General features: G+C 35.2%; 20 protein-coding genes, 1 tRNA gene and 1 riboswitch. Of the genes, 18 read left to right on the forward strand and 3 right to left on the reverse strand.

Going from position 1 to position 25,245, the window contains the following annotated elements:
• From HMPREF2810_RS09305 to HMPREF2810_RS09325, 5 genes are all read left to right on the forward strand, one after another.
• On the forward strand, nucleotides 1-476 hold a 476-nt coding region (locus HMPREF2810_RS09305; protein ID WP_048958557.1), incomplete at its 5' end, for an LPXTG cell wall anchor domain-containing protein.
• 24 nt (nucleotides 477-500) lie between these two features.
• A complete protein-coding gene (locus tag HMPREF2810_RS09310; RefSeq protein WP_002358745.1) occupies nucleotides 501-884 on the forward strand; it encodes a DUF6568 family protein in 384 nt (127 codons plus the stop codon).
• 166 nt (nucleotides 885-1,050) lie between these two features.
• Nucleotides 1,051-1,560: an SA1002 family membrane protein gene (locus tag HMPREF2810_RS09315; protein WP_002383029.1), complete on the forward strand. Its 510-nt coding sequence runs from the start codon at nucleotides 1,051-1,053 to the stop codon at nucleotides 1,558-1,560.
• 29 nt (nucleotides 1,561-1,589) lie between these two features.
• A complete protein-coding gene (locus HMPREF2810_RS09320; protein WP_002420071.1) occupies nucleotides 1,590-3,377 on the forward strand; it encodes a glycerophosphoryl diester phosphodiesterase membrane domain-containing protein in 1,788 nt (595 codons plus the stop codon).
• 25 nt (nucleotides 3,378-3,402) lie between these two features.
• On the forward strand, nucleotides 3,403-3,810 hold the full coding sequence (locus HMPREF2810_RS09325) for an NUDIX hydrolase (protein ID WP_002361287.1): 408 nt from the start codon (nucleotides 3,403-3,405) through the stop codon (nucleotides 3,808-3,810).
• 188 nt (nucleotides 3,811-3,998) lie between these two features.
• Here HMPREF2810_RS09325 and HMPREF2810_RS09330 read toward each other — a convergent pair whose 3' ends face one another.
• Entirely contained in the window at nucleotides 3,999-5,441 is a 1,443-nt protein-coding gene (locus HMPREF2810_RS09330) for an AcpB/EbpR/MafR family transcriptional regulator (RefSeq protein WP_002383031.1), read from the reverse strand.
• Between the two features lie 162 nt (nucleotides 5,442-5,603).
• Between HMPREF2810_RS09330 and HMPREF2810_RS09335 the strand changes: the two genes are divergently transcribed.
• The 6 genes from HMPREF2810_RS09335 (at nucleotide 5,604) to HMPREF2810_RS09360 (ending at nucleotide 12,361) form a co-directional block, all read left to right on the forward strand.
• A complete protein-coding gene (locus HMPREF2810_RS09335; RefSeq protein ID WP_239660575.1) occupies nucleotides 5,604-6,827 on the forward strand; it encodes a helix-turn-helix domain-containing protein in 1,224 nt (407 codons plus the stop codon).
• Between the two features lie 247 nt (nucleotides 6,828-7,074).
• Complete coding sequence (locus tag HMPREF2810_RS09340; protein WP_002383033.1) at nucleotides 7,075-7,767, forward strand: winged helix-turn-helix domain-containing protein; 693 nt, start codon at nucleotides 7,075-7,077, stop codon at nucleotides 7,765-7,767.
• Between the two features lie 12 nt (nucleotides 7,768-7,779).
• Entirely contained in the window at nucleotides 7,780-8,808 is a 1,029-nt protein-coding gene (locus tag HMPREF2810_RS09345; RefSeq protein WP_002383034.1) for a DUF916 domain-containing protein, read from the forward strand.
• 47 nt (nucleotides 8,809-8,855) lie between these two features.
• A complete protein-coding gene (locus HMPREF2810_RS09350; RefSeq protein WP_002383036.1) occupies nucleotides 8,856-9,515 on the forward strand; it encodes a WxL domain-containing protein in 660 nt (219 codons plus the stop codon).
• A gap of 97 nt (nucleotides 9,516-9,612) precedes the next feature.
• Nucleotides 9,613-11,955, forward strand: coding sequence for an L-type lectin family protein (locus tag HMPREF2810_RS09355; protein WP_010715049.1), 2,343 nt, complete (start codon nucleotides 9,613-9,615; stop codon nucleotides 11,953-11,955).
• Nucleotides 11,956-12,160: 205 nt separating this feature from the next.
• Nucleotides 12,161-12,361 (forward strand): cold-shock protein, encoded by a 201-nt coding sequence (locus HMPREF2810_RS09360; protein ID WP_002355647.1) that lies wholly within the window; start codon nucleotides 12,161-12,163, stop codon nucleotides 12,359-12,361.
• 655 nt (nucleotides 12,362-13,016) lie between these two features.
• On the opposite strand, the gene HMPREF2810_RS09365 is transcribed toward HMPREF2810_RS09360, so the two are convergent.
• Nucleotides 13,017-13,088: transfer RNA gene (locus HMPREF2810_RS09365), tRNA-Arg, on the reverse strand.
• A gap of 58 nt (nucleotides 13,089-13,146) precedes the next feature.
• Here HMPREF2810_RS09365 and rpoN point away from each other — a divergent pair.
• The 5 genes from rpoN (at nucleotide 13,147) to HMPREF2810_RS09390 (ending at nucleotide 20,419) form a co-directional block, all read left to right on the forward strand.
• Nucleotides 13,147-14,478, forward strand: a complete 1,332-nt coding sequence (rpoN, locus tag HMPREF2810_RS09370; RefSeq protein ID WP_002383039.1) for an RNA polymerase factor sigma-54 — start codon at nucleotides 13,147-13,149, stop codon at nucleotides 14,476-14,478.
• A gap of 200 nt (nucleotides 14,479-14,678) precedes the next feature.
• Nucleotides 14,679-16,556 carry an acyltransferase family protein gene (locus HMPREF2810_RS09375; protein ID WP_002373449.1) on the forward strand — a complete coding sequence of 626 codons (1,878 nt, stop codon included), beginning with the start codon at nucleotides 14,679-14,681 and terminating at the stop codon, nucleotides 16,554-16,556.
• Nucleotides 16,557-16,677: 121 nt separating this feature from the next.
• Nucleotides 16,678-16,773: riboswitch (SMK box riboswitch) on the forward strand.
• Entirely contained in the window at nucleotides 16,771-17,955 is a 1,185-nt protein-coding gene (gene metK / locus HMPREF2810_RS09380; RefSeq protein WP_002383041.1) for a methionine adenosyltransferase, read from the forward strand. (Overlaps the previous riboswitch by 3 nt.)
• A gap of 167 nt (nucleotides 17,956-18,122) precedes the next feature.
• Nucleotides 18,123-19,589 carry an MDR family MFS transporter gene (locus HMPREF2810_RS09385; RefSeq protein ID WP_048942129.1) on the forward strand — a complete coding sequence of 489 codons (1,467 nt, stop codon included), beginning with the start codon at nucleotides 18,123-18,125 and terminating at the stop codon, nucleotides 19,587-19,589.
• A gap of 38 nt (nucleotides 19,590-19,627) precedes the next feature.
• Nucleotides 19,628-20,419, forward strand: coding sequence for an alpha/beta hydrolase (locus HMPREF2810_RS09390; protein WP_002383042.1), 792 nt, complete (start codon nucleotides 19,628-19,630; stop codon nucleotides 20,417-20,419).
• Nucleotides 20,420-20,499: 80 nt separating this feature from the next.
• Here the strand turns inward: HMPREF2810_RS09390 and HMPREF2810_RS09395 are convergent, their stop codons facing one another.
• Nucleotides 20,500-21,162: a TetR/AcrR family transcriptional regulator gene (locus HMPREF2810_RS09395; RefSeq protein ID WP_002383043.1), complete on the reverse strand. Its 663-nt coding sequence runs from the start codon at nucleotides 21,160-21,162 to the stop codon at nucleotides 20,500-20,502.
• Nucleotides 21,163-21,415: 253 nt separating this feature from the next.
• Between HMPREF2810_RS09395 and erfC the strand changes: the two genes are divergently transcribed.
• Nucleotides 21,416-23,131: a multidrug ABC transporter ATP-binding protein/permease ErfC gene (gene erfC / locus HMPREF2810_RS09400; protein ID WP_002355662.1), complete on the forward strand. Its 1,716-nt coding sequence runs from the start codon at nucleotides 21,416-21,418 to the stop codon at nucleotides 23,129-23,131.
• Entirely contained in the window at nucleotides 23,131-24,900 is a 1,770-nt protein-coding gene (erfD, locus tag HMPREF2810_RS09405; protein ID WP_002358756.1) for a multidrug ABC transporter ATP-binding protein/permease ErfD, read from the forward strand. The genes erfC and erfD overlap by 1 nt, the downstream gene beginning before the upstream one ends.
• Nucleotides 24,901-25,245: the final 345 nt, after the last annotated feature.

Here is a 25,245-nt window from a genome sequence, read left to right on the forward strand (position 1 = left end):
CACAAGAAAATAACAAAGTAACTTTTGAAATGAATAAAAAAGATGACAGCTACTCATACTTAGCTGGACATACGTACACAATGACTATCACCACTAAAATTAAAGCTGATGCAACGGACGAAGAATTAGCGCCTTATATTGAACAAGGCGGGATTCCTAACCAAGCGGACTTAAACTTTGGCAACGAAGGTGACGTGTTACATTCCAACAAACCAACTGTAACACCACCTGCACCAACACCAGAAGATCCAAAAAAACCTGAACCTAAACAACCGCTAAAACCGAAAAAACCGTTGACGCCTACAAATCATCAAGCACCAACGAACCCAGTCAATTTTGGGAAATCAGCAAGTAAAGGAATTCATTTACCAATGACTAATACAACAGTAAATCCACTTTACATGATCGCAGGTTTAATTGTCCTTATAGTGGCTATTAGCTTTGGCATAACAAAAAATAAAAAAAGAAAAAATTAGACAAACTAAAAAGGAAGAAAAAACATGAATAAAAAAATTTCGTTCAGTCTGTTAATTTTGTTACTTAGTTTGTTGGTAGGTTTTACATTTATTCCGCATAAAAAGGAATTAAGTTTTAATGAGTATCAAGAAAAAAAACACTCTGGCGAAACATTTTATGTTGTTTTAAAAAAGAAAAACTGTTCAGATTGTCAGGATTTCGAGAAACTACTGCAAGCACCTAAACAGGTTTACTATGTAGAATTAACCAACAAAGAGACCATGAAAGAATGGTCAACATTTATCCGAGAAAATAAAGTTTTACATGTGCCATCTATGTTTAAAATAGATAACGGCCATCTCAAGAAAATTGATGGAGAAGGAGATGCGAATCAATTATTCGCAAACTATCAAAAAATAACGAAGTAAAAAGAATAAAAAGACAAGGCAAGTTTCCTTTATAGGAAACTTGTCTTTTTTCTAGTAATAGTCGTTTATTAAATAACATGTGAAATGTTTTACAAATTCATTTTGGTTTGATAAAATAAATTTGAACATATGAATTTATTTTCATTTGTTTTGGAAGGAGGAACGAATGATTGAATTGATTTTACTTTTGTCGGTGATTCTTTTAGGTTTATTGATTGGAAATAAAAGAGTGGATAAGTGGCTTTTTCTTAAAGCATTGCTTTTGTTTTCTGTTATGCTAAGTGTGAGCATCTTAATTTCGGTAGCTATGTATTTATTATTAACAATAGGCGTTGCAAGCGTAATAGGGGAGAAGTTAGAGTCGTTATTTCTTTTAGGGATAGTCGTTATCATCAGTACGAGTCTTTTATTATATTTTTTATTGAATTTAACGACGAAAAAAATTGTTTTACCCATCGCTTTAATGAAAATAATTGAATATTATATTCAATGGGTATTGATTTATGTTACTATTTATCAAGTGATTTTTGATCAGTTTATTGTTTCTTCAGAAGTAAAAAATACGTTAAAAGGAACTATTAATGAGCCAGTCGCAATCATTATTGTTATTTTGCCATCATTTATTTCAATTTGGATTGCCGTTGTTTTATTTAGGATTCGTATGGAAGAACTTTAATCAGATACTTTTAGAATGGAGGAGTTTGTATGTCTGCTTGGCAAACATTTAAAAATGGAACAAGGCAATTTTTTAAAGACATCTTGCAGTACTTATGGTTATTTTTTACTTTAAATGTTTTATTATTATTGGTGGGTGGGGCTTTTAGTTGGGCTACTTCCAACGCACTAAAAACTCAAGGTATTCCTTATCTTTCGTTTAATAACCTGAATTTACTGTTAGAAAAGCCGCTTGCTCTGGTGTTATTAATTCTCTTGTTGTTACTTTTTTTAGGTGCAGTTTTTTATCAGTTTACCTTTTTATTATTAGGGATTTTTCAAATACGGCAAGACCATCGCTTTCATTTTAAAGGAGTTACCAAGGCATCTTTTAAAGTTCTTAAAAAGCAAGGTGCCCGTTCGTGGTTATTCTTTTTCGGTTATTTTGTTGTCATTGTCCCTTTTGGTAACCTAATTTTCCAAAGTAATCTATTGACGAAATTCGTGATTCCAGATTTTATTGTTGAATTTTTGTCCCAACGAATTCCTTACTTGGTGGGGCTACTGGCTTTTGGGTTATTAGTCTGGTATTTAGCTATTCGTTTCATTTACACGCTTCCATTAATGATTTTGGAGAGAAAAAAAGCAGGCGAGGCAGTTAAGGCTAGTTGGTCAATGACAAACAAACGATTATGGTTCATTATTCGTAATATTGCATTTGTGACGATCGCGGTATTTGTTTCAACGTATGTTATTTATGTGTTACTTTATCTTCTACAGTTGAAGTTAGATACCTTGAGCGACACCATTAGCTTGCTAGGTGGTATTTTAAATTTAACGGTTGTCCAATTTTTACAGTTTGTCTCTAATGCTTGGCTTTCAGTATTACTGATTAATTTCTTATATACACAATTAAATGTTCAAGCAGAAACGACGACAAAAGTTGCCTTTGACAAAGAAACGAAACGTAATAAATTAGTGACTATCGGAATGGGCCTAGGACTATTCACCATTTTTGGCGGCTATATAATTTTCAACGCTGTTTACTTAACAGGGCTATTAGAATCAAAACCTTTGATTATTTCGCATCGAGGGGTCACCAATAGTAATGGCGTACAAAATACCATTCCTGCTATGGAAAGAACCATTAAATTTAAACCAGATTATATTGAAATTGATGTTCAAGAAACCAAAGACCATCAATTTGTTGTGATGCATGATGCAAACCTTAAAGAACTCGCCGGCGTTGATGGCACGCCACAAGAATTTACGTTGGCTGAATTAACAAAAATGATTGTTAAAGAAAATGGCCAAGAAGCACCAATTGCCAGTTTTGATGATTATTTAGCGAAAGCAAACCAAGCCAAACAAAAATTACTAGTAGAAATTAAAACGTCTAAACAAGATAGTCAAGGTGCGCTTTCTAACTTTATTGAAAAATATGAACGTCCTTTGATAAAGAATAACCATCAGGTTCAATCTCTCGACTACAATGTGATCAAAGCGTTTAAAAAAGCCAAATCAAAAGTAAAAGTTAGTTTTATTTTGCCCTATAATTTCACTTTTCCAGAAACACAAGCTGATTTGTATACAATGGAAGCTACTACGTTGAATGATACCTTCATTTTAAAAGCTGACCAACAGAAAAAAGCAGTTTATGCTTGGACAGTTAATGACTCAGAGGTACTAAGTAAAATGCTCTTTATGGACGTTGCTGGAGTGATTACCGATGATTTGGAGTTAGTTAATGAAGAAGTCAATGACTTTGAAAAAAATCCATCGTATGCGGATCGTATTTTGCATTATATTTTTATGCTGCCAAGTGTGGCTTCTCAATAAAAAATGAAGAAGAGGGTTAAACGAAATGAAAAAAGAATTTTCGCGAGTACTTCTTAAAAATCAATCAGATGAAATTCTTATTTTAAAAGATCGGCCAGACACTTGGAATTTCCCTGGCGGAAAACAAGAACTTGGCGAATCAGCGCTGGAATGTGCGATTCGTGAAATGAAAGAAGAATTAGCAGTGGAAATTACTGAACTTGAAGAAATTTTTACTGGACCACTCGTTTTTGATTCAATCGTTTGGCAAGGACATTTTTATTTTGCTAAACAAGCCCAAGGAAAAGTTACGCTGAACGAACCAAATAAAATTAAAGGCGTACAATTTATTAAGCGGTTTGAGGAAGTAAATTTTTCACCAGGATTAGCTCCGCTATTTGATTATTTAGCGCGTAGTGATTATTTAAAGTTAAATAAAACTAACTGGAAATAGAGAGCATAGGAGTGTTTTTTGCTAGGGCTTTGTCAGAAAATTTGAAGAAGACATAGTTATTTGTTTTATCTTTTTACAAATAAAATTTTTCAGATATATTAGCATCAGAAAGTACAGAATCTAAAAAAGTTGCCATTGTTCCATAAACGTTGGAATGATGGCAACTTTTTATTAATAATTTGTTTGAATTAAGTAGTGGTGGTTAACCATTTAGAGTAGTAACTGGCAATTTCTTCTAATTGAGCATTTGTGGGAAATAAAGAGCAACAGATGATGTTTCGTTCTACCACATCTGGAATTGGAATATTCGTTAATAGTAAATCATAGGACGCTACAACTTCTTTTAAATCAACAGAAGAATCTAAAGTGAATAAGTTGTCAATTGCTAAGATATCCCTAAAACGCTCAGTAAAAAATTTTTTCATAAATAAATTATGTTCAATATCTGTAAAAAAATAGATACCCGTTTTCATTTTCGGAGGCAGTTTATTTAAAGAGGCTTGTAATTCATCCCAACGAATAATTAAGTGATAGATAAATTCATAAAATCTATCAATAGATTTATCATTAAGTATTTTTTTTAGAAAAGGAACACATTTGTCGTAAAAATAAGGATAATGATGAGTTAAATTTTCTAAGAAAAATTTATATTTTGGGAAAAGAATAAAAGCCTCTCCATAATCGGAAACAGAAAGATTATACAAATAAAGAACTATTGCATGGTAATTAGGATTACTGATTGCTAATGCTGTGGCTAGATAATCCAGTAGTTGCTCGATCTGTCTCTTTCTTGTAAGTACTTGTTGATTTTCTTTAGATAAGAAAACTAACTCTTTATAAGATTTCAGATAATGACCATTAAAGAAAATAGATTCTAAGCTATGAAAGAAAGAGGTATCCGTTTTGATAGAAAAGTAGCGGTCGAATAAATGAGAATAATCAGCAAGATTGGAATAAAGTTGTCTATTTTCAGGAAAGAATGCTAAACTACCTGCTTGTTTAAATCTAAGCACGATTGAATAGACATAAAAACTAAATTTATCGATATCAATGTTTCCAGCAAATTTGAGAATAGGTAAAGACTCCTCAAATAGTTGATTAAAAAAAATATTCTGTTCTTTTGAAAGAAGTTGAGTAGATGTCACATAGGATTCTTTCAAGAATGCTATAAAAAAATTTATTATTTTCGTTTCATCGCCACTGAAAGTAAGTGGTGACGTTTGAATTTTAAAGCTAAACTTTTCTAAAAGTATCTGATTGATACGAGTAATCATTCGCTTAACTGTTGAATTGCTGACGTATAGTGCTTCTGCTAACGCCTCAGTCGAAGGATAGGTGTTGAAAATTAGTTGCTGTAGGAGCCTAAATTCAGGGGCCACTTGTAGAAAACAACTATATACATATTCTATGTTTGTATTGTTAGGAAAATGTAAAAAATATTCTAGGTTTGCAGTTTTAATAATTTCACAGGGAGAAATAATGCTGTTCAAATCAGCTAAATCATTAAGCAAGGTTGTATGATTATATTGGAAGTACTCTTGGATGGTTGTTAATTTTTGATAAGGATTGTCGTACAAAAAATCAATTACTGTTAATTTTCTTTGGAAAGAATCAGATAATAAAGCTCTCATAAATATTATCCTCCATGTTTTCCGCTCAAAATTTATAATTTTTCTTCTATTTTTTGAGCCAAAAGTTTTATGCGAATAGAATATACTGTATAAAGTAAAACTATTTGTGGAAAAGATAGTAATTTAATTAAAAAATTTTTTTATATGAATTGGAGTTTTAAGATGAGTAAAAATTTTATTACATATGAAAAATTTGAACAATTTTTAGAAAAACAGGATAAAAATGTTTATGATATTTTAAAATTCATTGCGAGCAGTGAAAAAGTATCGCTTACATATGAAGAATTATATGAAATAACAAATTTATCGGTTCAGACACTGTATGAATTACTTCGTAAATTTATAGAAATACTTCCGGTGATAGATAAGAATCAATCTTTAAGTGTTCACATAGAAAGTTATAATTGTTATTCATTTCATAAAAAACCAAGTTTTACTTTGGATTATTATTTTGCCGTTTTTCTCAGAAGAAGTCAATATTATCGTATCCTTATAGATTTATTGTATGGGAAGCAACGGACGATTGAACAGTACACTGAAAAATTATTTATTAGTGAGTCTTCAGTCAAGCGAACGATGAAGCAGTTAAGAGGAATTTTGGATGGATTTTATCTGAAAATCATTAAAAAAAATAAAAAGTATCTCTTAGTAGGTGATGAAGAAAAAATTCGCTATTTTTATTTCATTTTATTTAAAATTAGTAGCAATGCACCGGATGATCTATATTCTGAAGAATCAATAAAACGAATACAAACAGATTTTCAAAAAATCTATCCTAATATTACCCAGAATACGTTAGAAAACTTTTTATATTTTTTACATGTTACTAAAATCCGAATGGCGCATGACTTTCGTTTGCAAGCAAAAGAAAATCACTTTGAAGTAATTAATCGATTATTTACGCTGAAAGATTTTGAAACCCAGTTAGGGAAATATATTTTTTTTAATGATGCGATGAATAATCAAGTTGAATTAGAATGTTTATACTTTTTTATCAGTACTGATGAATTGTTAACAATTGAAACAATTTTAAGTGTTTCCGCTTATCTTTCTCCAGCTATCTTATCGGAAGAAGCTTTTTTGATTGGGAATACAATTCTTTATCAGCTTTCTCAATTTTTTGACATAAAGTTTAGTCCAGAAGAATATTTCTATCTCGGTGCAAATTTTTATTTAAAAATAAAAAAGAGTGAAATTTTTTATTACTATCACTTTGAAAAAAAGTATTTAGATAAACCTATTGAGAAATACATCAATAAGTTATTTTCCGATTTTTCAAAATACTTTGAACGAAATACTGGAGAAAAGCTGCCTTTACCAGTTGACTATCTTCAATTAATTCTCTTAGAAATATTTTTAGAAAAAGATAAAAAATTAGCGTGTTAGTTTACAGTGCGCTTGGAGATAGGGACAAAGTTCGGATTGAGAAGAAACTACAAAAGTTTATTACAATTCCTATACGTTTTGTTAATCGTTTAGAAGAAAACCCACAATTGATTATCTCTAATCGTTATCTGAAAAGTAATCAGAAGATTCCGATTTTTTATATTAGAAATTACTTTATGAACACTGAATTAAACAATATCTCAAAGTTTGTAGAAGAATTGTATTTTTTAGAGAAAGGATATAACCAATGAAAGTGAATATAATTTGTATCGGTAATAATTTGAATAGTATTTATAAAGATGAAATAGAAGAATATTTTGCGGAAAGTAACCATTATTCAGAGAAGGAATTAAAAAATATCAAGCCAAATAAAGAGGAGATTTATCTTATCTATCACTCGAATGAAGTAGAGAATGATTTGAAATATGAAGTGATTATAGCATTGTGTAAGAATTTTAAAGTACCTATCTTTGTTTTGTCGGATTGTCTGTCCTGTTCCGAGCAAATCATCTATTTGAATTTAGGGGTCATGGGTTTTCTGACAACAAAATTTACACCAGCAAATATCAAAACAATTTTAGCGAATAATTATTCTTTTTTCCAAGAATTGAATCAACAAACTGAGGCGATAGAGGCTCCCTTAAATTTTCAAATAAATTCACAAGAAAGAAGTCTGCGCATAGGTGATTCAAAACAAGTTCAATTAACAAGGTTAGAATTTAAATTTTTTAATTCTTTGTACCATAAAAAAGGCCATGTTGTGAATTATGAAGAAATCGCAAAAAATATATGGGAAAAAGAAACGTTTGAGAAAAAAGATACAGTTCGTTTGTCAATTATTGCTAAGCACGTCAGAGAAAAACTACGAGAAATTGCTGGGAATTCAGACTATATTTATACGGTGCGCTCGATTGGTTATAAATTTAAAGAAAGTTGTTAAGGAGGAGTTCTTATGGTAAAAAAAATTAGTTTATTCATGATGATTTTTATGACAATTGCTGGTTATGGTCTTTCGGTCTGTGCTGAAGAAGATCAAGCAATTCCATATAGTGCCACAGCAATCATTCCTGAGAACCAACTAAATAAAAATGTCAGTTATTTTGATTTACTTGTTTCAAAAGGAGAAAAACAAATAGTAACTATTCAAATAAACAACAGTAGCGACAAAAAAATAAAAATAAAAATCACACCCAATACAGCTAAAACAACTAGGAATGGAACGATTGACTATTCTGGTATGGATTTAAAGAATACGGATAATCTAAAGTATCAGTTTGATAAACTCGTATCAAAAGAGCAAGTGGTCTCGATTGAACCTCATACAAAGAAAAACGTTGATTTTGTATTATCTATACCAAGGGAGGAGTTTCCAGGGATTATTTTAGGTGGATTTTATATTCGAGAAGAAAAAGATGAACAACTGGTACAGTCTTTAAATAAGACTGTTCAAATTACTAACGAGTTTTCTATGGTTATTGGCTGTCAATTAAGAATGAATGAGGAAAAAGTGCCCAAAGATTTTCAATTAAACAAAGTTAAACTAGGTACGTATGGTGGCTATTTTTCAATTATTTCTTCTATTTCTAATGTTTCTCCGTCGTTAGTTTCATTCTATTCTGTTGAAAAAACGATTCAAGATATGAATAGAAAAGAAATAGCAAAGTTTAAAAAAGAAGGGATTTCCATCGCACCTAATAGTATTTATGAAGCGCCAGACAAAATTGAGGAAAACAAGCTTAAACCAGGTAAATATAAGATGCTACTGACGATAGAATCGAGAGATAAAAAAAACAAGTGGCGTTTATCTGAGGATTTTGAAATTACATCTAAAGAGAAAAAAGGTGTCCAAAATGAAGCAATACCGAGTACCAAAATCAGTAATCGAAAAATTATTTATTTAGTCACCTGTATCTGGTTTGGGCTAGTTATTTTATTACTTATGATATTACTTTTAAGAAAGAGAAGAAATAGGGATAGATAAGAACGAGTTGTTCTTATTTATATATATATTATTTAGGAGGAAGAAAGATGAAGAAAACGATTTTATTTTCAATGTTAGTAGGATCAACATTATTTTTAGGTAAGGAGGCTTTGGCAGTTACACCTGCAATTTCAGAAGGAACTGCGACATTACAAGCACTTACGGAAGAGGAGGCTGGCCCAGTTACGCCGCAAATTACAGATCCAGAAAACCCCAACGGAACGGGTCAAACTGGCCTTCTAACATTGGACGCTGTTCCTAGTTTTGATTTTAAGGGGGAAGGATTATCCGGTCAATTTATGGACACATTAACACCAACCCAAATTGAAAATGGGTATGAAAAAAATGCTCAAATTACAGATCGAAGAGGAACTGGAGCAGGTTGGAATTTAAGTTTAAATATCTCAAGCTTTAAAAGCGCGGATGTCGCACTCAAGGGAGTTAACATCACAATTCCCGTTAGTCTTGAAGCGGGAACAGATAATACCTCTGTAGCCCCGTCAATTGTTAAATCAATTTCTGGTATCGTAGATCCGGTTTCAGGATTTGATGTGGGAACGGTTATGTCAGCCAATGTCGGTGAAGGATACGGGACTTGGATTTCTAAATTTTCTGGTGCATCTTTGAATATTGCAGACGGGAATTCAGCTGGTAGTTACAAAAGCACTTTTACTTGGACAATCGCGCAAGTTCCAATTGGTGAATAGCAAACAGACGCATCCAACTTACTATAGTAGATTTACTTGGACGTTGTCACTCATTCCACAATAGGAAAGTGAAGAAACCATTAGGAGGGATTATTAATTGAAGTGTAATTTAATAAAAGGATTTAGTTTGTTGTGTTTACTCGCTTATTTTTTAATATTTTCAAGTAGTGTTCAAGCAGATGAGACAATACCAAACAGAGTCTCACTAGATGGAATTTTTACAACAAATTTGGGAGTATCTAATAATTCCTCCGAAGTGGTTGATGATGTCGGCGTTATTACGAATGGTCTGCCAAATCAAGTAGGAGCACTCTGGAGTACAGAAGATAATTTATTGGATTTTAAAAAAGATTTTAATATGGTTGCTTATGTTAAACAGACTGGGGTTGCTGGTGCTGCCGGTGATGGTATGGTTTTTCTCTTACAAGGGGCCACGCCAGAATTAAAATGGTATACCTATTCGGGGGCTTCAATGGGAGCGCTTGGGGAAAATAAGTATAAAGGCACCTTAGGTATTCCTAATTCTATTGGGATAGAGTTTGATTTATATGGCAATCGAAGTTCACAGGACGGTTTTTTTGATAATGGCATTTCTGGCGTATATAAAAATAGTCATATTGCAGTCATTTATCCAGGAATGGAAGCAGGTTATCAAGATAATTATGTACTTTTAGGCACGTCAACAAGATATGTAAAGCATGATAATTTGATTACAGATGTTGACTTAGCTAACGGAAATTGGAATAGGTTAGATTTACATTGGCAAACAAACGAGCCGGATTTTACGAAGGGCGTTTTGGCGTATCAAATTAATGGAGGTACGCCAATCATCATAAACTCTGAAATATTGAACGCGCAAGTTTTTTTAAATGGCAGTGTATCAACGGCTTATTGGGGATTTACTGGATCAACAGGACCTACATATAAAGCTGTTCAAAATGTTGTTTTTCAAAGAGTACCAGGTTTGGTGGACGCAAAAGTAAAGATGAACGTAGTAAACAAAGACGGTCAAGAATTACCAAACGGTGCAGTGCTAGAAGGCAATACAACCTATACAGTAAATGTTACAGCAGACTGGTTGGACGGCAAGCAGAACTGGCAAAATATTTTACTAGAAACAACTTTACCTGAAGGAATAGAAGTAGTTCCTGATACGACGACCATTGATGGAAATAACATATCAGATACTTTAATTTGGTCAGCGAATACGTTAAAGACGAGCGACAATCAAATTCCGCCATTAGGTAATAAACAAGAGAACACACAAACTTCTTCTACCATAAGTTTTAAAGTGAAAACTAAAAATGATAATTTTACCAATCAGAATATTACAAATCGTTTTTCTGGAAGAAATGCGATTTATAATTTAGAACCTTATACGTTTACTATCAAGCCTGTAACGCTAAGTGCTACAATTACATCACCTAAAGATCAAGCGGTTATTGTAGATAATAATTTAACTGAATTATCGATTGAAACCAGTTGGATAGCGAAAGGTACCGCTTCTATTACGCAAGCGATTGGTTATGCGCAAGGCGGAGAACTTCAGCTTGTTACATTAAACCAAGAAACGATCACGAATGAAGAAGGTAATTTTTCTTATGATATGATCGAAGCATTCAAAAAATTGTCATATGGTGAATTTTCGGTTGAGTATTTATTGAAAAATGAAAATAATTTATCCACTTCTTCTAAAATCACATTGTTTAAACAGAATGCTCCATCAGTTTCGTTAAAAGAAACTGAGCAAAGTAATACTTTTTACAAGGGCAGTCCAATAAAAATACCTGTTTTAGTAGAAGATAAAGATAGTTCTTACTTAGATATTATAATGGAGGTAGAAGGGCAAAGTGAACCATATCGACAAACAATTGAACATATTCCTGGTGAGACACAAGAAGTAGAATTGAACTATGATACCTCACTTTTAACACCAGGAATCTATACGTTGAAGATATATTGCATGGATTCAGAAAAAAACAAATCTGAAATTCTCTCTTTAGATGATATATATCTAGAAGGATTTTTAGCATTTGAAAAAGTGCCACAAGCATTTAGTAGCGATGCATTGAAAATTGGTGGAAATCCTGAAAAAGTTACTAATATAGGGGAAATAGCGATAACTGATAGTCGTGTAAAACGTGACAATTGGCTATTGGAAGCCCATTTAGTAGATTCAAATTTCGTCAATACAGCAAGCGGAACGTCAAAAGCGTTAACTGCATCTAATAATTTTTTCTATTATCAGTTAGATGGACAAATTACATCCATTAGTACGGAACCAGTGACTATTTTACGGAGTAATCCTACTGATACAGCAACTAGAATCACAGTCAATCAAGAACAAGCGAATGGTTTTTATTTTAACCCCAATAATTCAATGGGAATCGGAACGTATCGAGGGAAAATTCAGTGGAATCTAATCTCAGCCCCAACATAAGTTGAAAATAAGTAATTTTTCTTGTTTAGAAAGTCCAAGGAAAAGTCGTGGGCATTGTTTATTCCTAATAAATATGTTATAGTAATTAAGTAATCAATTTTGATAAGTAATTTGAGTTATATATTTAAAAACTATACTTCTCCTTTTGCCACTCAACATTTTTTGCAATAACTTGCATATTTTTATGCACTAGGAGGAAATATATATGAACAACGGTACAGTAAAATGGTTTAACGCAGACAAAGGTTTTGGATTTATTACAGGTGAAGATGGCAATGATGTATTTGCACATTTTTCAGCTATTCAATCAGATGGATTTAAAACTTTAGACGAAGGCCAAGCAGTAACTTTTGATACTGAAGAAGGTCCACGCGGCTTACAAGCAACGAACATCGTAAAAGCTTAATAATGAATGAAAACGGACCACGTGTTGGTCCGTTTTTTTGATAGCTGTTGTCTGATATCGCCATTAATTACATAGCAAAACAAAGCAGAGGCCATTTAAAGGAGGAGAATCTGAAGACGACCTTAACTGAGCTGTTACTTGTAAGTGGATTATTTTGGCTAGTAATCATAATTGGTGTGATTGCGGGTAGCATATTTCTAATTAAGTATTTTAGAGGTCGGAGTTGAACGGTTCTGTTCCCGCCAATTATCAGGTTTTAAGCCTGGGACAAAAATCCAAAGTGATTTTTGCCCTAGGTTCTTTATTTAATTAGGGTATTAAGTTTTAGGTAAAATAATTAACAAATTAAAAGCAATTTACTATATAATCAGAAAGGGATCTTTAAGAGAGAAGCAGGTGTTTGCTTGTCGTAATACTTTGTTTAGCAGATAGAAAAAGGAAACGTTATGCGTTACAATAGGAACGGAGGAATTTTAACCTTATTGGATTTGTAGCTGAAGCAGAACAAATGTTGTCGCGTTAAGTGCGATTGAGCTTGCCACAAGCAACATTTGAAAAAACTACGGATAGAAAAATCATTCCTAAACAAGAAAAAACACTCTTTAGATGAATAAAGAGTGTCCAGAAACGTTGATAAATCAACATATTTAAATAACGCGCCCTGAGGGAATCGAACCCCCGTCTCAAGAACCGGAATCTTACGTGATATCCACTACACTAAGGGCGCGGCACGAATACTAGTTTAGCTGATATTGACAAAAATTACAAGAGGGAGGACGAAAATAATGAAATTTGAGCAACGAATGTCCCAACAACAAAAACAAGTCCAGAAGTTGGCCATGACTCAACAGCTTCAACAATCCATTCAAATTTTACAATTTAATACGGAAGAACTCGCTGCCTTTGTTGAAGCGAAAGCACTAGAGAATCCATTGATTGATTTACAAGTAGACACGCAGTACACCACAGATTTTCCGATAACTAGTCGTTCTTACACCAATCAAGACGAAGAAAATAATTATATGAATCAAATTCCAGACTATCATTTATCATTATTTGAGTCTTTAATTGATCAAATTCATTTGAATTACCGCGATACATACTTGCGAACATTGGTATTGTTTTTAGTAGAATATATAGACGTGAATGGTTATTTAACGATTTCGTTAGAAGAAGCGGCAGAGAAAACCGAAGCAAGCGCCATTCAAATGCTAGATGCATTAACTTTGTTACAACAGCTAGATCCAGCAGGTGTGGGGGCACGCAATTTACAAGAATGTTTGATGCTACAAACAGAACGAGACGATACCGCGCCTAATTTAGCGTATATTTTATTGGAGGAAGAGTTTGATGCCTTAGTGAGTCGCAAATGGGGCCCGTTAGCTAAAAAATTCGGGATTGAATTAGCAGAAATTCAATTGATTTTTGATTATATACAAACGTTATCGCCAACGCCAGGGAATATTTTTGATGCGACCGAGGAATTGTATATTCGACCAGATTTAACTGTCCGAATCAAGGAAGATCGAATAGTGGTGATTTCCAACAAAGCTGGTCGACCGACATTAAATTTTCAAGAAAATTATTTCAAACGAATGCAAGAGACTGACGACAAAGAAGTCCAAGAATATATTAAGGATAAGAAAAACGAATTTGAATGGTTAGAGCGCGCAGTGAATCAGCGGGGGGATACAATTTTACGTGTAGGGCAAGAAATTGTGCGCCGCCAAGAAGCCTTCTTTTTAGAAGCAGATCGGCCATTAAAACCAATGACTTTAAAAGAAATTGCGGATGCTTTGTCTATTCATGAATCGACAGTTAGTCGTGCGGTCAATGGAAAATATCTAGAAACCACGTTTGGCGTCTTTGAATTGCGCTCATTCTTCTCCACAAGTATTCTTTCATCAGAAGAAGATGGCGAGGATGTCTCAACAACAATGGTTAAAAAGCAACTACAAAAATTAATTGATGAAGAAGTAAAAAGTAAACCGTTATCTGATCAAAAATTAGTCGAGCGATTAAAAGATTCAGGCATGGAAATATCCCGGCGAACGGTGGCAAAGTATCGTGAAGCCTTAGGGATTCCATCTTCATCTAAACGAAAGCGATATGAGTAAACAACCAAAGCTTATGAGTGATTTTCATAAGCTTTGGTTGTTTTTTTACAATTTAAAAAATGTTGGTTTTTTGAATTGTAAAAAAAGCCTAAAGGAGACAAAGTTTGCTTGCCATTTCCTAGGAAAAAACGTATATTAAAGTTACTTGCTTCTTTAAATAAAGGAAAAGAATAATTTTATAGAAAAGTTGGAAAGCACAAATGAATCAGACAGCAAATAGCAAGAAAAAACGCTATATTACAGGTTTTGATGGTATTCGGACGATCGCTGTAATTGGCGTGATTTTGTATCACCTTTTTCCCCAAGTCATGCGAGGTGGCTACTTAGGTGTTCCGATTTTCTTTGTTGTTTCAGGTTATCTTATTAACGACTTGTTGCGGCAAGAATGGGCAGAAAATCAGACCATTGATTTAAAAGGATTTTATGTGCGAAGGATGAAACGGCTGTATCCAGCATTAATTGTGATGCTTTTAAGTGCAGTTAGTTATATTACACTCTTTCAGCAGGATTTATTAAACAATATTCGCAGCGTTGTCGCTAGTAGTGTTTTTTATTACAACAACTGGTGGCAAATTTTTAAAGGGTTTTCTTATTTTGATGGATTTGCGACACAATCGCCATTTGTACATATTTGGTCATTGGCAGTTGAAGCGCAAAATTATTTAATTTGGCCATTACTTTTTATTCTTCTGGAACGCTTTGTTCGTAAGCGCGGTCGAATTTTCAGTTTAGTTTTAATCGGCGCCTTAATTTCGGTGACGCTGATGGCCGTTTTATATGTTCCTGGCGCAGATCCTACACGTGTCTATTATGGAACAGACACACGTGTTTTTTCTATTTTACTAGGTAGTGCATTGGCGTATGTTTGGCCAAGCACACGTTTGAAAGAAGAAATTCCAGAAGCCTCTAAAAAAATCTTAAATGGCGCTGGGTTAAGTGCCTTAGTTCTTTTAGTATTAGCCTTTTTAACATTATCAGATCATACAAATTTTGTTTATTATGGCGGCATGTTTTTAATTAGTTTGGCAGCCACTGTCTTAGTGGCCGTCACTGCACATCCAGGGGCAGATATGAATCGTTGGTTAACGAATCCAGTCTTTACGTGGATAGGTAAACGGAGTTATGGCATTTACTTGTATCAATTCCCCATCATGATTTTTTATGAGGCCAAAATTAAGACCTTATCGGACCATGTTTTTCTACATTCATTGGTTGAAATAGCATTAATTTTAGTCGTGAGCGAATTGTCTTATCGTTTTATCGAACATCCACTGACACGATTGTCTTATAAGGATGTCTGGACTCAATTCACTGAGTTCTTACGGAAACCGTGGGACCTTCGTGAAAAAGGGACAATGGCCTTTATGACAGTGATTAGCGTGATTGCAGTATTCGGTTTAATTGTGGCCCCAGCAAACGCTAAAAGTGCGCAACAAGAGCAACTAGAAAAAAATATTGCGAAAAATCAGCAAAAAATTGAAGAACGTAAAAAAGAAGTCCAAGAAAGTGGCACGAAAAATAGTAGCACGTCCACAGAAAGTAGTACAAAACCGAGTGAAAGCCAAGATGTTCTACCCACACAACTCACACCAGAGCAAGTAAAAAAAGCGCAGAATTTAGAAATCACAACTATTGGTGATTCTGTTATTCTAGATGGTGCTAGCGGGTTACAAGATATTTTTCCTAAAATGATTATCGATGGGGAAGTGGGCCGTCAATTGTATAGTAGCATTTCACTAATTGGTGAACTAGACAAAAAGAAAATGCTCAAAGATACTGTTTTAGTGAGTTTAGGTACGAATGGTCCTTTTACAGAGGCACAATTTGATGAATTTATGAAAGCGTTAGGTAATCGAAAAGTTTATTGGATTAATGTTCGCGTTCCAACTAGAAGATGGCAAAATCAAGTGAATAGTTTACTTAGTCAAATGGACAAAAAATACGATAACTTAACGGTCATTGACTGGTTTAATTATAGTAACGCCCATGATGATTGGTTTTATGATGACCGAGTTCATCCAAATGTGGCAGGTGGCGAGCAATATACACACTTTATCGCGGAGAAAATTTTACAGTAGCAAGAAACTTCCAGCTCAGATGAAAGGGGCTGGGAGTTTTTGTTATAGGAAAAGCAAATATAGGTAATTTAATGATTTTCTTGAAAACCTAAGCTTTTTTTTTAGATATCTGGTATACTGTTTTTGTTACAAGTTCCCGAAAGGATTTAGCAAGTAATTGTCGTTACTTACTAAAGATGCCTTGTAACCGAAACTATTTAGGGGGAATAACATTATGACAGAAAGACATTTATTTACATCAGAATCCGTTTCAGAAGGACATCCAGATAAGGTAGCTGACCAAGTCAGTGATGCAATTTTAGATGCGATTTTGGAAAAAGATCCGATGGCCCGCGTGGCATGTGAAACATCCGTAACAACTGGTTTAGTCCTAGTATTTGGAGAAATTTCTACAACAGCTTATGTAGATATCCAAAAAATTGTTCGTCAAACTGTGAAAGATATTGGTTATACACGAGCAAAATATGGATTTGATGGAGAGACTGTCGCAGTTCTTGTAGCAATCGATGAGCAATCACCTGATATCGCTCAAGGGGTTGACGCAGCCTTAGAAGTGCGTGATCAAGATGAAAAAGACGATATTGGCGCTGGTGACCAAGGCTTAATGTTTGGTTTTGCCGTTGACGAAACACCAGAATTAATGCCATTACCGATCGCGTTAAGCCATCGTTTGGTTCGCCGTTTAGCAGAATTGCGGAAGGAAAAAGTCTTACCTTACTTACGTCCTGATGCAAAATCTCAAGTAACAGTGGAATATGATGATCAAGGTCAACCACAACGTGTGGATACGATTGTCATCAGTACACAACATGATGATGAAACAACCTTAGAACAAATCGAAAAAGACATTAAAGAACAAGTAATCAATGAGGTGATCCCTCATGAACTTTTAGATGATGAAACAAAATACTTTATCAACCCAACTGGTCGCTTTGTAATCGGTGGCCCTCAAGGAGATGCCGGCTTAACTGGTCGTAAAATTATCGTTGATACTTATGGCGGTTATGCTCGTCATGGCGGCGGTGCTTTTTCTGGAAAAGATGCAACCAAAGTTGACCGCTCTGCTAGTTATGCTGCGCGTTATATCGCGAAAAACATTGTTGCTGCTGGTTTGGCGAAAAAAGTAGAAGTCCAATTAGCTTATGCAATTGGTGTGGCGCAACCAGTGTCTATTTCTATTAATACGTTTGGTACGAGTGAGCTTCCAGAAAGTAAATTAATCGAAGCAGTTCGTAAAAACTTTGATTTACGTCCAGCAGGTATTATTGAAATGCTAGATTTACGTCGCCCAATTTATAAACAAACTGCGGCTTATGGTCATTTTGGTCGAACAGATATTGATTTACCTTGGGAACAAACAGATAAAGTTGAAGCGTTAAAAGCTAGTTTAGCTGAATAATTAAATAAAAAAACAAGAAGTCAGCCAATACTTGGCTGACTTCTTGTTTTTTTACAATAATTTTTTTATGAAAAAGCATTTTTTTAAGACATTTTGTTCTTTTTTGTATAGAATAGCTATGGAGCAATTTAGAAAATTGACAATTGAATAGAAAAGGATGTGAACAAATGGCAAAAGAAACAAATGTTAAGTTAGTCACGGTGAGTGTTTTTGTGGCAACATTTATGACAGCCATTGAAGGGACCATTGTGTCTACTGCGATGCCAACGATTGTCGGCTCGTTACATGGCATGGAAATTATGAACTGGGTATTTTCAATTTATTTATTAACGAATGCGATGTTAACACCGATTTATGGGAAACTTGCGGATAAAATTGGTCGTAAACCTGTCTTCATGATTGGCATTATCATTTTTATTTTGGGCTCCTCGTTGTGTGGCTTTGCTCAAGATATGTTGACCTTAATTATTGCCCGCGCAATTCAAGGTGTGGGGGCAGGCGCAATTTTACCAGTTGCGTTAACGATTATTGCCGATATGTATTCATTGGACAAGCGAGCGAAAATTTTAGGTTTAAACAGTGCCGCCTGGGGAATTGCTAGTATTTTTGGTCCGTTAGCAGGTGGTTTTATTGTAGATACAGTCGGTTGGCATTGGATTTTCTTCATTAATGTTCCTATTGGACTTGTTTTATTGGGCTTGATTAGTATTTTCTTAGTTGAACCAAAGCGGGAACGGACCAAGATGCCAATGGATATTTTGAGCAGCGTTACTTTGATGGCCGTGTTGCTAACGTTATTGCTAGGTTTTCAAATGATTAGCGATAATGGTTTTACACTAGTAACATTTGGTTGTTTGAGTTTAAGTGTGCTCTTTTTTGTAGCGTTTGTGATGATAGAAAAACGCGCGCAAGACCCAGTGATTGATTTGCATTTATTTAATCAACCAACGTTTGTTTTAGTGAATCTTATTGCGGCGCTTATTAGTGGTTTCTTAATGGGGATTGATGTCTACATTCCGATGTGGATGCAAGGTGTCTTAGGAAAAAGTGCAGGAATTGGTGGCTTAGTTTTAGCGCCTATGTCGTTACTTTGGATGGCTGGATCATTTATAGCAAGTAGCTTTATGGAAAAATATGCTATGAAAAAAGTCTTAACGATTGGGTTATCGATTCTATTAGTCGGGGCCATCTTTTTAGTGGTAATGCCAATGGCCGTTCCGTTTTGGCTTTTCTTTGTAGTTTCTTCTGTCTTAGGAGTTGGTTTTGGGATTACTATCACAACGACTACGGTGACCGCACAAAGTACAGTGGAGCCTGAAAAAATGGGGGTTGCAACATCGTTTAATACGTTGGTGCGTACAATTGGGCAGACTGTGATGGTGTCAATTTTTGGTGTGATTTTAAATGCAGGAATGTTTGCAAAATTGGAAGCGAGCGCGTTAAACGTCGATGCAGATGTCATGAATCAATTAGTGAATCCACATACTGCAAATTTAATTCCAGCTGCGTTGTTAAAACCATTACGCGGTATCCTCTATGCAGGTCTGCATAATGTTTACTTAGTCGGTGCGGGCTTAGTTGTTGTTGCTCTTTTGTTAAATATTTTCGCAAAAGCGCAACGAGCGAAGGTTTAGTGGTACACTAATAGAAAGAGTATTGGAGGGAAAAGTAGATGGCCTTTTTACAAGCAAATATTTATTCAAATGTATTGGAAATGGAAGTGAATGTGAACGTAATTTTACCACAAGAAACGGTAAAAAAAGTGGGCACAAGTACCCAAGCAGCATTAACAGATGTTCCTGTGTTGTATTTATTACATGGGATGGGAGGGAATCACAGCGTCTGGGCTCGCAGAACCTCTATTGAGCGGTATGTCGCTGATTTGGGGATTGCTGTCATTATGCCGTCCACGGATTTAGCTTGGTATACGGACACACAATACGATATGAACTATTGGACGTTTATCTCAGAAGAATTACCGAAAATTTGTCATCAACTCTTTCCACAGTTAAGTACAAAACGAGAAAAAACCTTTGCTGCTGGTTTGTCAATGGGTGGTTATGGCGCCTTGAAATTAGGACTAGCGAAACCAGAATCTTTTGCAGCCGTTGCTTCTTTGTCTGGGGCAGTTAGTTTATCATCCACTAGTTTTGGGGAATTATTAAAAGTCCGTAAGCGAAGCTATTGGGAAGGTATTTTTGGCCCGTTAGATCAAATTGAAGGTTCCATTCACGATCCGCTGTATTTATTACAACAATTAGTAGAAAGCCAAACAGAAATGCCCCAATTTTATCTTTGTTGTGGGGAGCAAGATATGTTACTTTCTGCTAATCAACAGATGGCTCAAGCGTTGGAACAGGCACAGGCAAGTTACACTTTTGAAACTGGACCAGGAGAACATGACTGGGTGTTTTGGGATGAATGGATTCAAAAAGCCTTGGCTTGGCTACCAATACCAAAATAGAGAAAGTAGTTTTCGCTATTTATTTTAAAAGTTAACCCTTGGTCCGTCAGTCATTTCGACTGACGGACCAAGGGCTTTTTTTATTTAGATGAAGAGGTGTTGTCTGCTTGCAACCCATCTAAGTAGGTTTTAACAGCTTGAATAAAGGCGGATTTTTGGTGAATGGAGCGCCGAAATTGAATGCTTTCCTCCATGTATGTTAACCCATTGTCGGAGACATATTGTTTCATGTGCAGCACTTGTTCTTTTAAATAGTCATCTCCGTTCAACACTTGCGAAACGAGCTGTTTTTCCTCCGTTGCGTCCATAATCATCCCAAACAAAAGATGTTGTAAAGACGTTACTGCTAAATGAGTCATTTCTGGTGAAAAACCTGCTTCTCTTAAAATGCCCATCATTTGATTCAAATGGCGTAATCGTTGGGGATAGGCAGGAACGGTTTGGATTTCGATGGCTACGGCACAGGGGAATTGTTGATAGAGATCATAATAGTTTTCCATGAAGGCCAGTAAGTCAGAATACCATTCACCACATAATACAGGTTCTTGAAAGTGCTCTTCAATCGCTTCAGCCATACTTTGAAGTAAGGCTTGCTTATTTTTAAAATACCAATAAATTGCGGGCGCCTGTACACCAAGCTGTTTGGCGACTTTACGCATAGAAAGTTGTTCTAAAGTGGGACTTTTTTCTAACAAAGAAAATGCGGCTGCAATAATCGTGTCTTTTGATAATTTCGGTTCCATGATTTTAGCTCCTATTAAACGTTATCTTCGTAAGTTTATCAAAAAGAAGGTACACTTTATGATAGGAAAAACTTGTGAAAAATTAACTTGTTCGCTTGTATTTTACCACTAAAAATGGTAAATTATGAATCGGCCTTATTTTACAGTGTTAAACTGGTGAAGTCAATGAGCAAATTGATTTTTTTGTAATGGGGAAGAATTCGCAGACCAACACTGAAGAAGCAGGGAACTATTTTAAGAAAGTAGGGATAAGATGGACCTTATTATTCAACACGCCAAAAAATACAAAGGCTCGGTAGTTATTGCCTTGTTGGCGGTGATCGTAATGGTTGTCTCAGCACTTTGGCAACCAAAATTGTTACAACAAGTGTTGGAAGCAATTATGAATGACGATAGCGACAAAATGAAAAACTTAGGGATTCAATTAATTGCCATTGCAGGATTAGGACTCGTTGCAGGGGTTATTAATACAATTTTTTCTGCCAAAGTTGCCCAAGGTGTCAGTGCTGACATTCGTGAAGCAACTTTCCGCAAAATCCAAACCTTTTCATTTGGTAATATCGAAAAATTTTCAGCAGGTAACTTAGTTGTTCGTTTAACAAATGACGTTACTCAAATTCAAAATGTCATTATGATTGCGTTGCAGACACTTTTTAGAATTCCTTTTTTATTTATCGGGAGTTTTATTTTAGCGATGCTAACCTTGCCGCAACTATGGTGGGTGATTGTTGCACTTGTCATCGCAGTTATTTTGATTTCTATGCTGTCCTTTTCGCAAATGGGCAAGCATTTCATGATTATTCAAAACTTGATTGATAAGATTAATGGCATCGCAAAAGAAAATTTGTTAGGCATTCGTGTCGTCAAATCATTTGTTCAAGAAAAAAATCAATTGTCACGTTTTACAAAAGTGAGTGAAGAATTAACCACCCATAACTTAATCGTAGGTAGCTTATTTGCTGTGATGATTCCAGCGTTTATGTTGGTGGCGAACTTAGCCGTTGTAGGCTCGATTTTCTTTGTGAGTAACTTAGTCAAGGATGATCCAACTTTAATCGGTGGTGTCGCTTCCTTTATGAACTATTTAATGCAAATCATGATGGCGATTATTATCGGCGGAATGATGATGATGATGACTTCTCGTGCCGCTGTTTCCATTAAGCGGATTAAAGAAGTGATGGAAACAGAACCAGATGTTACCTACAAAAAAGTCCCAGAACAAGAGTTAATTGGTAGTGTTGAGTTTGATCACGTATCTTTCCGTTATCCTGGGGATGAAGAAGATACCTTGAAAGACATCTCTTTCTCTATTCAGCCAGGTGAAATGATTGGGATTGTGGGCGCAACTGGTGCTGGTAAATCTACATTGGCACAATTAATTCCACGTTTGTTTGATCCGACAGAAGGAAAGATTGAAGTTGGTGGTGTCGATTTACGAGAAGTGAACGAACACAGTTTACGAAAAACAGTTTCCTTTGTGTTGCAAAAAGCAATCCTGTTCTCTGGAACGATTGCACAAAATCTACGCCATGGTAAACGTGACGCTTCTGAAGCGGACATGGAACGGGCTTCAGGCATCGCCCAAGCCAAGGAATTTATTGAAAAATTAGCAGAAGGTTATGATGCACCCGTCGAAGAACGGAGTAATAACTTCTCTGGTGGACAAAAACAGCGGTTATCAATTACAAGAGGTGTGATTGGTGAGCCTAAAATTTTGATTTTAGATGATAGCACCAGCGCGTTGGATGCTCGTTCGGAGCGGTTAGTCCGAGAAGCGTTGGATAAAGAGTTAAAAGAGACTACCACGATCGTTATTGCCCAAAAAATTTCTTCTGTTGTCCATGCAGATCGTATTTTAGTATTGGATAATGGACGTTTAGTCGGGGAAGGCACGCATGAAGAATTAGCAGCTACGAACCCCGTGTATCAAGAAATTTACGAAACACAAAAAGGAAAGGAGGAAGCTTAATGACTGATTTAATAAAAGCTAGTAAATTTTTCTATCATTATTTAAAACGTTACAAAGTTTCTTTCCTCTTTATTTTCTTAGCAATTTTCGCAGCGACTTATTTACAAGTCAAAGCGCCGCAATTCGTTGGGGAAGCTATTCAGGAATTAGCGAAATATGCGGTTAATGTGATGCAAGGAAAAGACGATAAAAGTGCGTTCGTTTCTGTCATTTGGAAACTACTCATTTTTTATGTCTTAACTAGTGCCGCTAGTTTCATTTATAGTATTCTCTTTACACAAGTCGTGGGGAAATCGACAAACCGCATGCGGATTGGTTTGTTTAACAAACTAGAAAAATTGACGATTCGTTTCTTTGATTCTCATCAAGATGGTGAAATTTTAAGTCGTTTTACTAGTGACTTAGACAACATCCAAAACAGCTTAAACCAAGCGTTGCTACAAGTATTAACCAATATTGCCTTATTGGTTGGTGTCTTAATCATGATGTTCCGTCAAAATGTGGAACTGGCATGGGCTACAATTGCTTCTACGCCGATTGCGATTTTAATTGCGGTCTTTGTGATTAGCAAGGCGCGCAAATATGTCGATTTACAACAAGATGAAGTGGGGAAATTAAATGGCTATATGGATGAAAAAATTAGTGGGCAACGTGTGATTATCACTAATGGCTTACAAGAAGAAACCATTGACGGCTTTTTAGAGCAAAATGAAAAAGTTCGTGCAGCTACGTATAAAGGTCAAGTGTATTCAGGATTACTTTTCCCAATGATGCAAGGAATGTCATTAGTCAATACGGCAATTGTTATTTTCTTTGGTGGTTGGTTAGCAATCAATGGCTCTGTTGATCGTGCCGCTGCGTTAGGTTTAGTCGTTATGTTTGTCCAATATTCTCAACAATATTATCAACCATTAATGCAAATTTCTTCAGGTTATAGCATGATTCAATTAGCTGTTACAGGCGCTCGTCGTTTAAATGAGATGTTTGATGAACCAGATGAAATTCGTCCCGAAAATGGCGAAAAATTAGAAGAGATTAACAAAGCTGTAGCTTTAAATCATGTTGTTTTTGGCTATAATCCAGAAACACCTGTGTTGAAAGATGTTTCTATTCATGTGGATAAAGGTGAAATGGTCGCTTTAGTCGGACCGACAGGCTCAGGAAAAACAACGATTATGAATTTAATGAATCGCTTTTATGATGTGAATGAAGGCGCCGTGACGTTTGATGGTGTGGACATTCGTGAAATGGATTTAGATAGCTTGCGTTCACATGTAGGCATTGTTTTGCAAGAGTCCGTTCTATTTTCAGGAACAATTCGTGAGAATATTGCTTTTGGTAAGCCAGAGGCCACGGATGAAGAAATTGTTCAAGCAGCGAAACAAGCGAATATCCATGAATTTATTGTAAATCTTGAGCAAGGCTACGATACTGAGATTACGGAAGAGAATAATCTTTTCAGTACGGGACAAAAGCAATTAGTAAGTATTGCACGAACGATTATTACCAATCCAGAATTATTAATTTTGGATGAAGCAACAAGTAATGTTGATACAGTAACAGAAGCCAAAATCCAAAAAGCGATGGACGAAGCAATTAAAGGGCGCACCAGTTTTGTGATTGCCCATCGTTTGAAAACGATTCTAAATGCGGATCGGATTATTGTTTTACGAGACGGTGAAGTCATTGAAGAAGGTAACCACCATGAACTAGTTGAACAAGATGGATTTTATGCGGAACTTTATAAAAATCAATTTGTTTTTGAATAAGTTGAAAGAGGTCGGAACAGAAGTGTTTAACTCCGAGAAATAAGAAGGAATTTCCGAAAATTGTTCTATAATTTTTGGAGAATTTCGGCTTATTTCCGAAGGAGTTGCTTCTGTTCCCGCCGTTTATCAATTTTTAAGCCTGGAACAAAAATTCAAAGTGATTTTTGTCCCAGGCTATTTTTTCTATGCTAAATAGAAAAAGGAGATATATCAATGGGGAAAATGAGGAATGTACGACAATTACGGCGCACGTTTTTGGTGCTAAATACTTTATTTGTACTGAGTGTATTCAGAGAGAATCAATGGACAAAATCGGCACTACTTTTTTGGTTTTTGGCTAATAGT

Source organism: Enterococcus sp. HMSC078F03 (genome assembly GCF_001811595.1).
In the GTDB taxonomy this organism is placed as follows: domain Bacteria; phylum Bacillota; class Bacilli; order Lactobacillales; family Enterococcaceae; genus Enterococcus; species Enterococcus faecalis.

Bases quoted from the DNA above. Each gene is read 5' to 3' on its own strand.
- HMPREF2810_RS09310 (WP_002358745.1), top strand. From the start codon at position 501: ATGAATAAAAAAATTTCGTTCAGTCTGTTAATTTTGTTACTTAGTTTG.
- HMPREF2810_RS09315 (WP_002383029.1), top strand. From the start codon at position 1,051: ATGATTGAATTGATTTTACTTTTGTCGGTGATTCTTTTAGGTTTATTG.
- HMPREF2810_RS09320 (WP_002420071.1), top strand. From the start codon at position 1,590: ATGTCTGCTTGGCAAACATTTAAAAATGGAACAAGGCAATTTTTTAAA.
- HMPREF2810_RS09325 (WP_002361287.1), top strand. From the start codon at position 3,403: ATGAAAAAAGAATTTTCGCGAGTACTTCTTAAAAATCAATCAGATGAA.
- HMPREF2810_RS09330 (WP_002383031.1), bottom strand. From the start codon at position 5,441: ATGAGAGCTTTATTATCTGATTCTTTCCAAAGAAAATTAACAGTAATT.
- HMPREF2810_RS09335 (WP_239660575.1), top strand. From the start codon at position 5,604: ATGAGTAAAAATTTTATTACATATGAAAAATTTGAACAATTTTTAGAA.
- HMPREF2810_RS09340 (WP_002383033.1), top strand. From the start codon at position 7,075: ATGAAAGTGAATATAATTTGTATCGGTAATAATTTGAATAGTATTTAT.
- HMPREF2810_RS09345 (WP_002383034.1), top strand. From the start codon at position 7,780: ATGGTAAAAAAAATTAGTTTATTCATGATGATTTTTATGACAATTGCT.
- HMPREF2810_RS09350 (WP_002383036.1), top strand. From the start codon at position 8,856: ATGAAGAAAACGATTTTATTTTCAATGTTAGTAGGATCAACATTATTT.
- HMPREF2810_RS09360 (WP_002355647.1), top strand. From the start codon at position 12,161: ATGAACAACGGTACAGTAAAATGGTTTAACGCAGACAAAGGTTTTGGA.
- rpoN (WP_002383039.1), top strand. From the start codon at position 13,147: ATGAAATTTGAGCAACGAATGTCCCAACAACAAAAACAAGTCCAGAAG.
- HMPREF2810_RS09375 (WP_002373449.1), top strand. From the start codon at position 14,679: ATGAATCAGACAGCAAATAGCAAGAAAAAACGCTATATTACAGGTTTT.
- metK (WP_002383041.1), top strand. From the start codon at position 16,771: ATGACAGAAAGACATTTATTTACATCAGAATCCGTTTCAGAAGGACAT.
- HMPREF2810_RS09385 (WP_048942129.1), top strand. From the start codon at position 18,123: ATGGCAAAAGAAACAAATGTTAAGTTAGTCACGGTGAGTGTTTTTGTG.
- HMPREF2810_RS09390 (WP_002383042.1), top strand. From the start codon at position 19,628: ATGGCCTTTTTACAAGCAAATATTTATTCAAATGTATTGGAAATGGAA.
- HMPREF2810_RS09395 (WP_002383043.1), bottom strand. From the start codon at position 21,162: ATGGAACCGAAATTATCAAAAGACACGATTATTGCAGCCGCATTTTCT.
- erfC (WP_002355662.1), top strand. From the start codon at position 21,416: ATGGACCTTATTATTCAACACGCCAAAAAATACAAAGGCTCGGTAGTT.
- erfD (WP_002358756.1), top strand. From the start codon at position 23,131: ATGACTGATTTAATAAAAGCTAGTAAATTTTTCTATCATTATTTAAAA.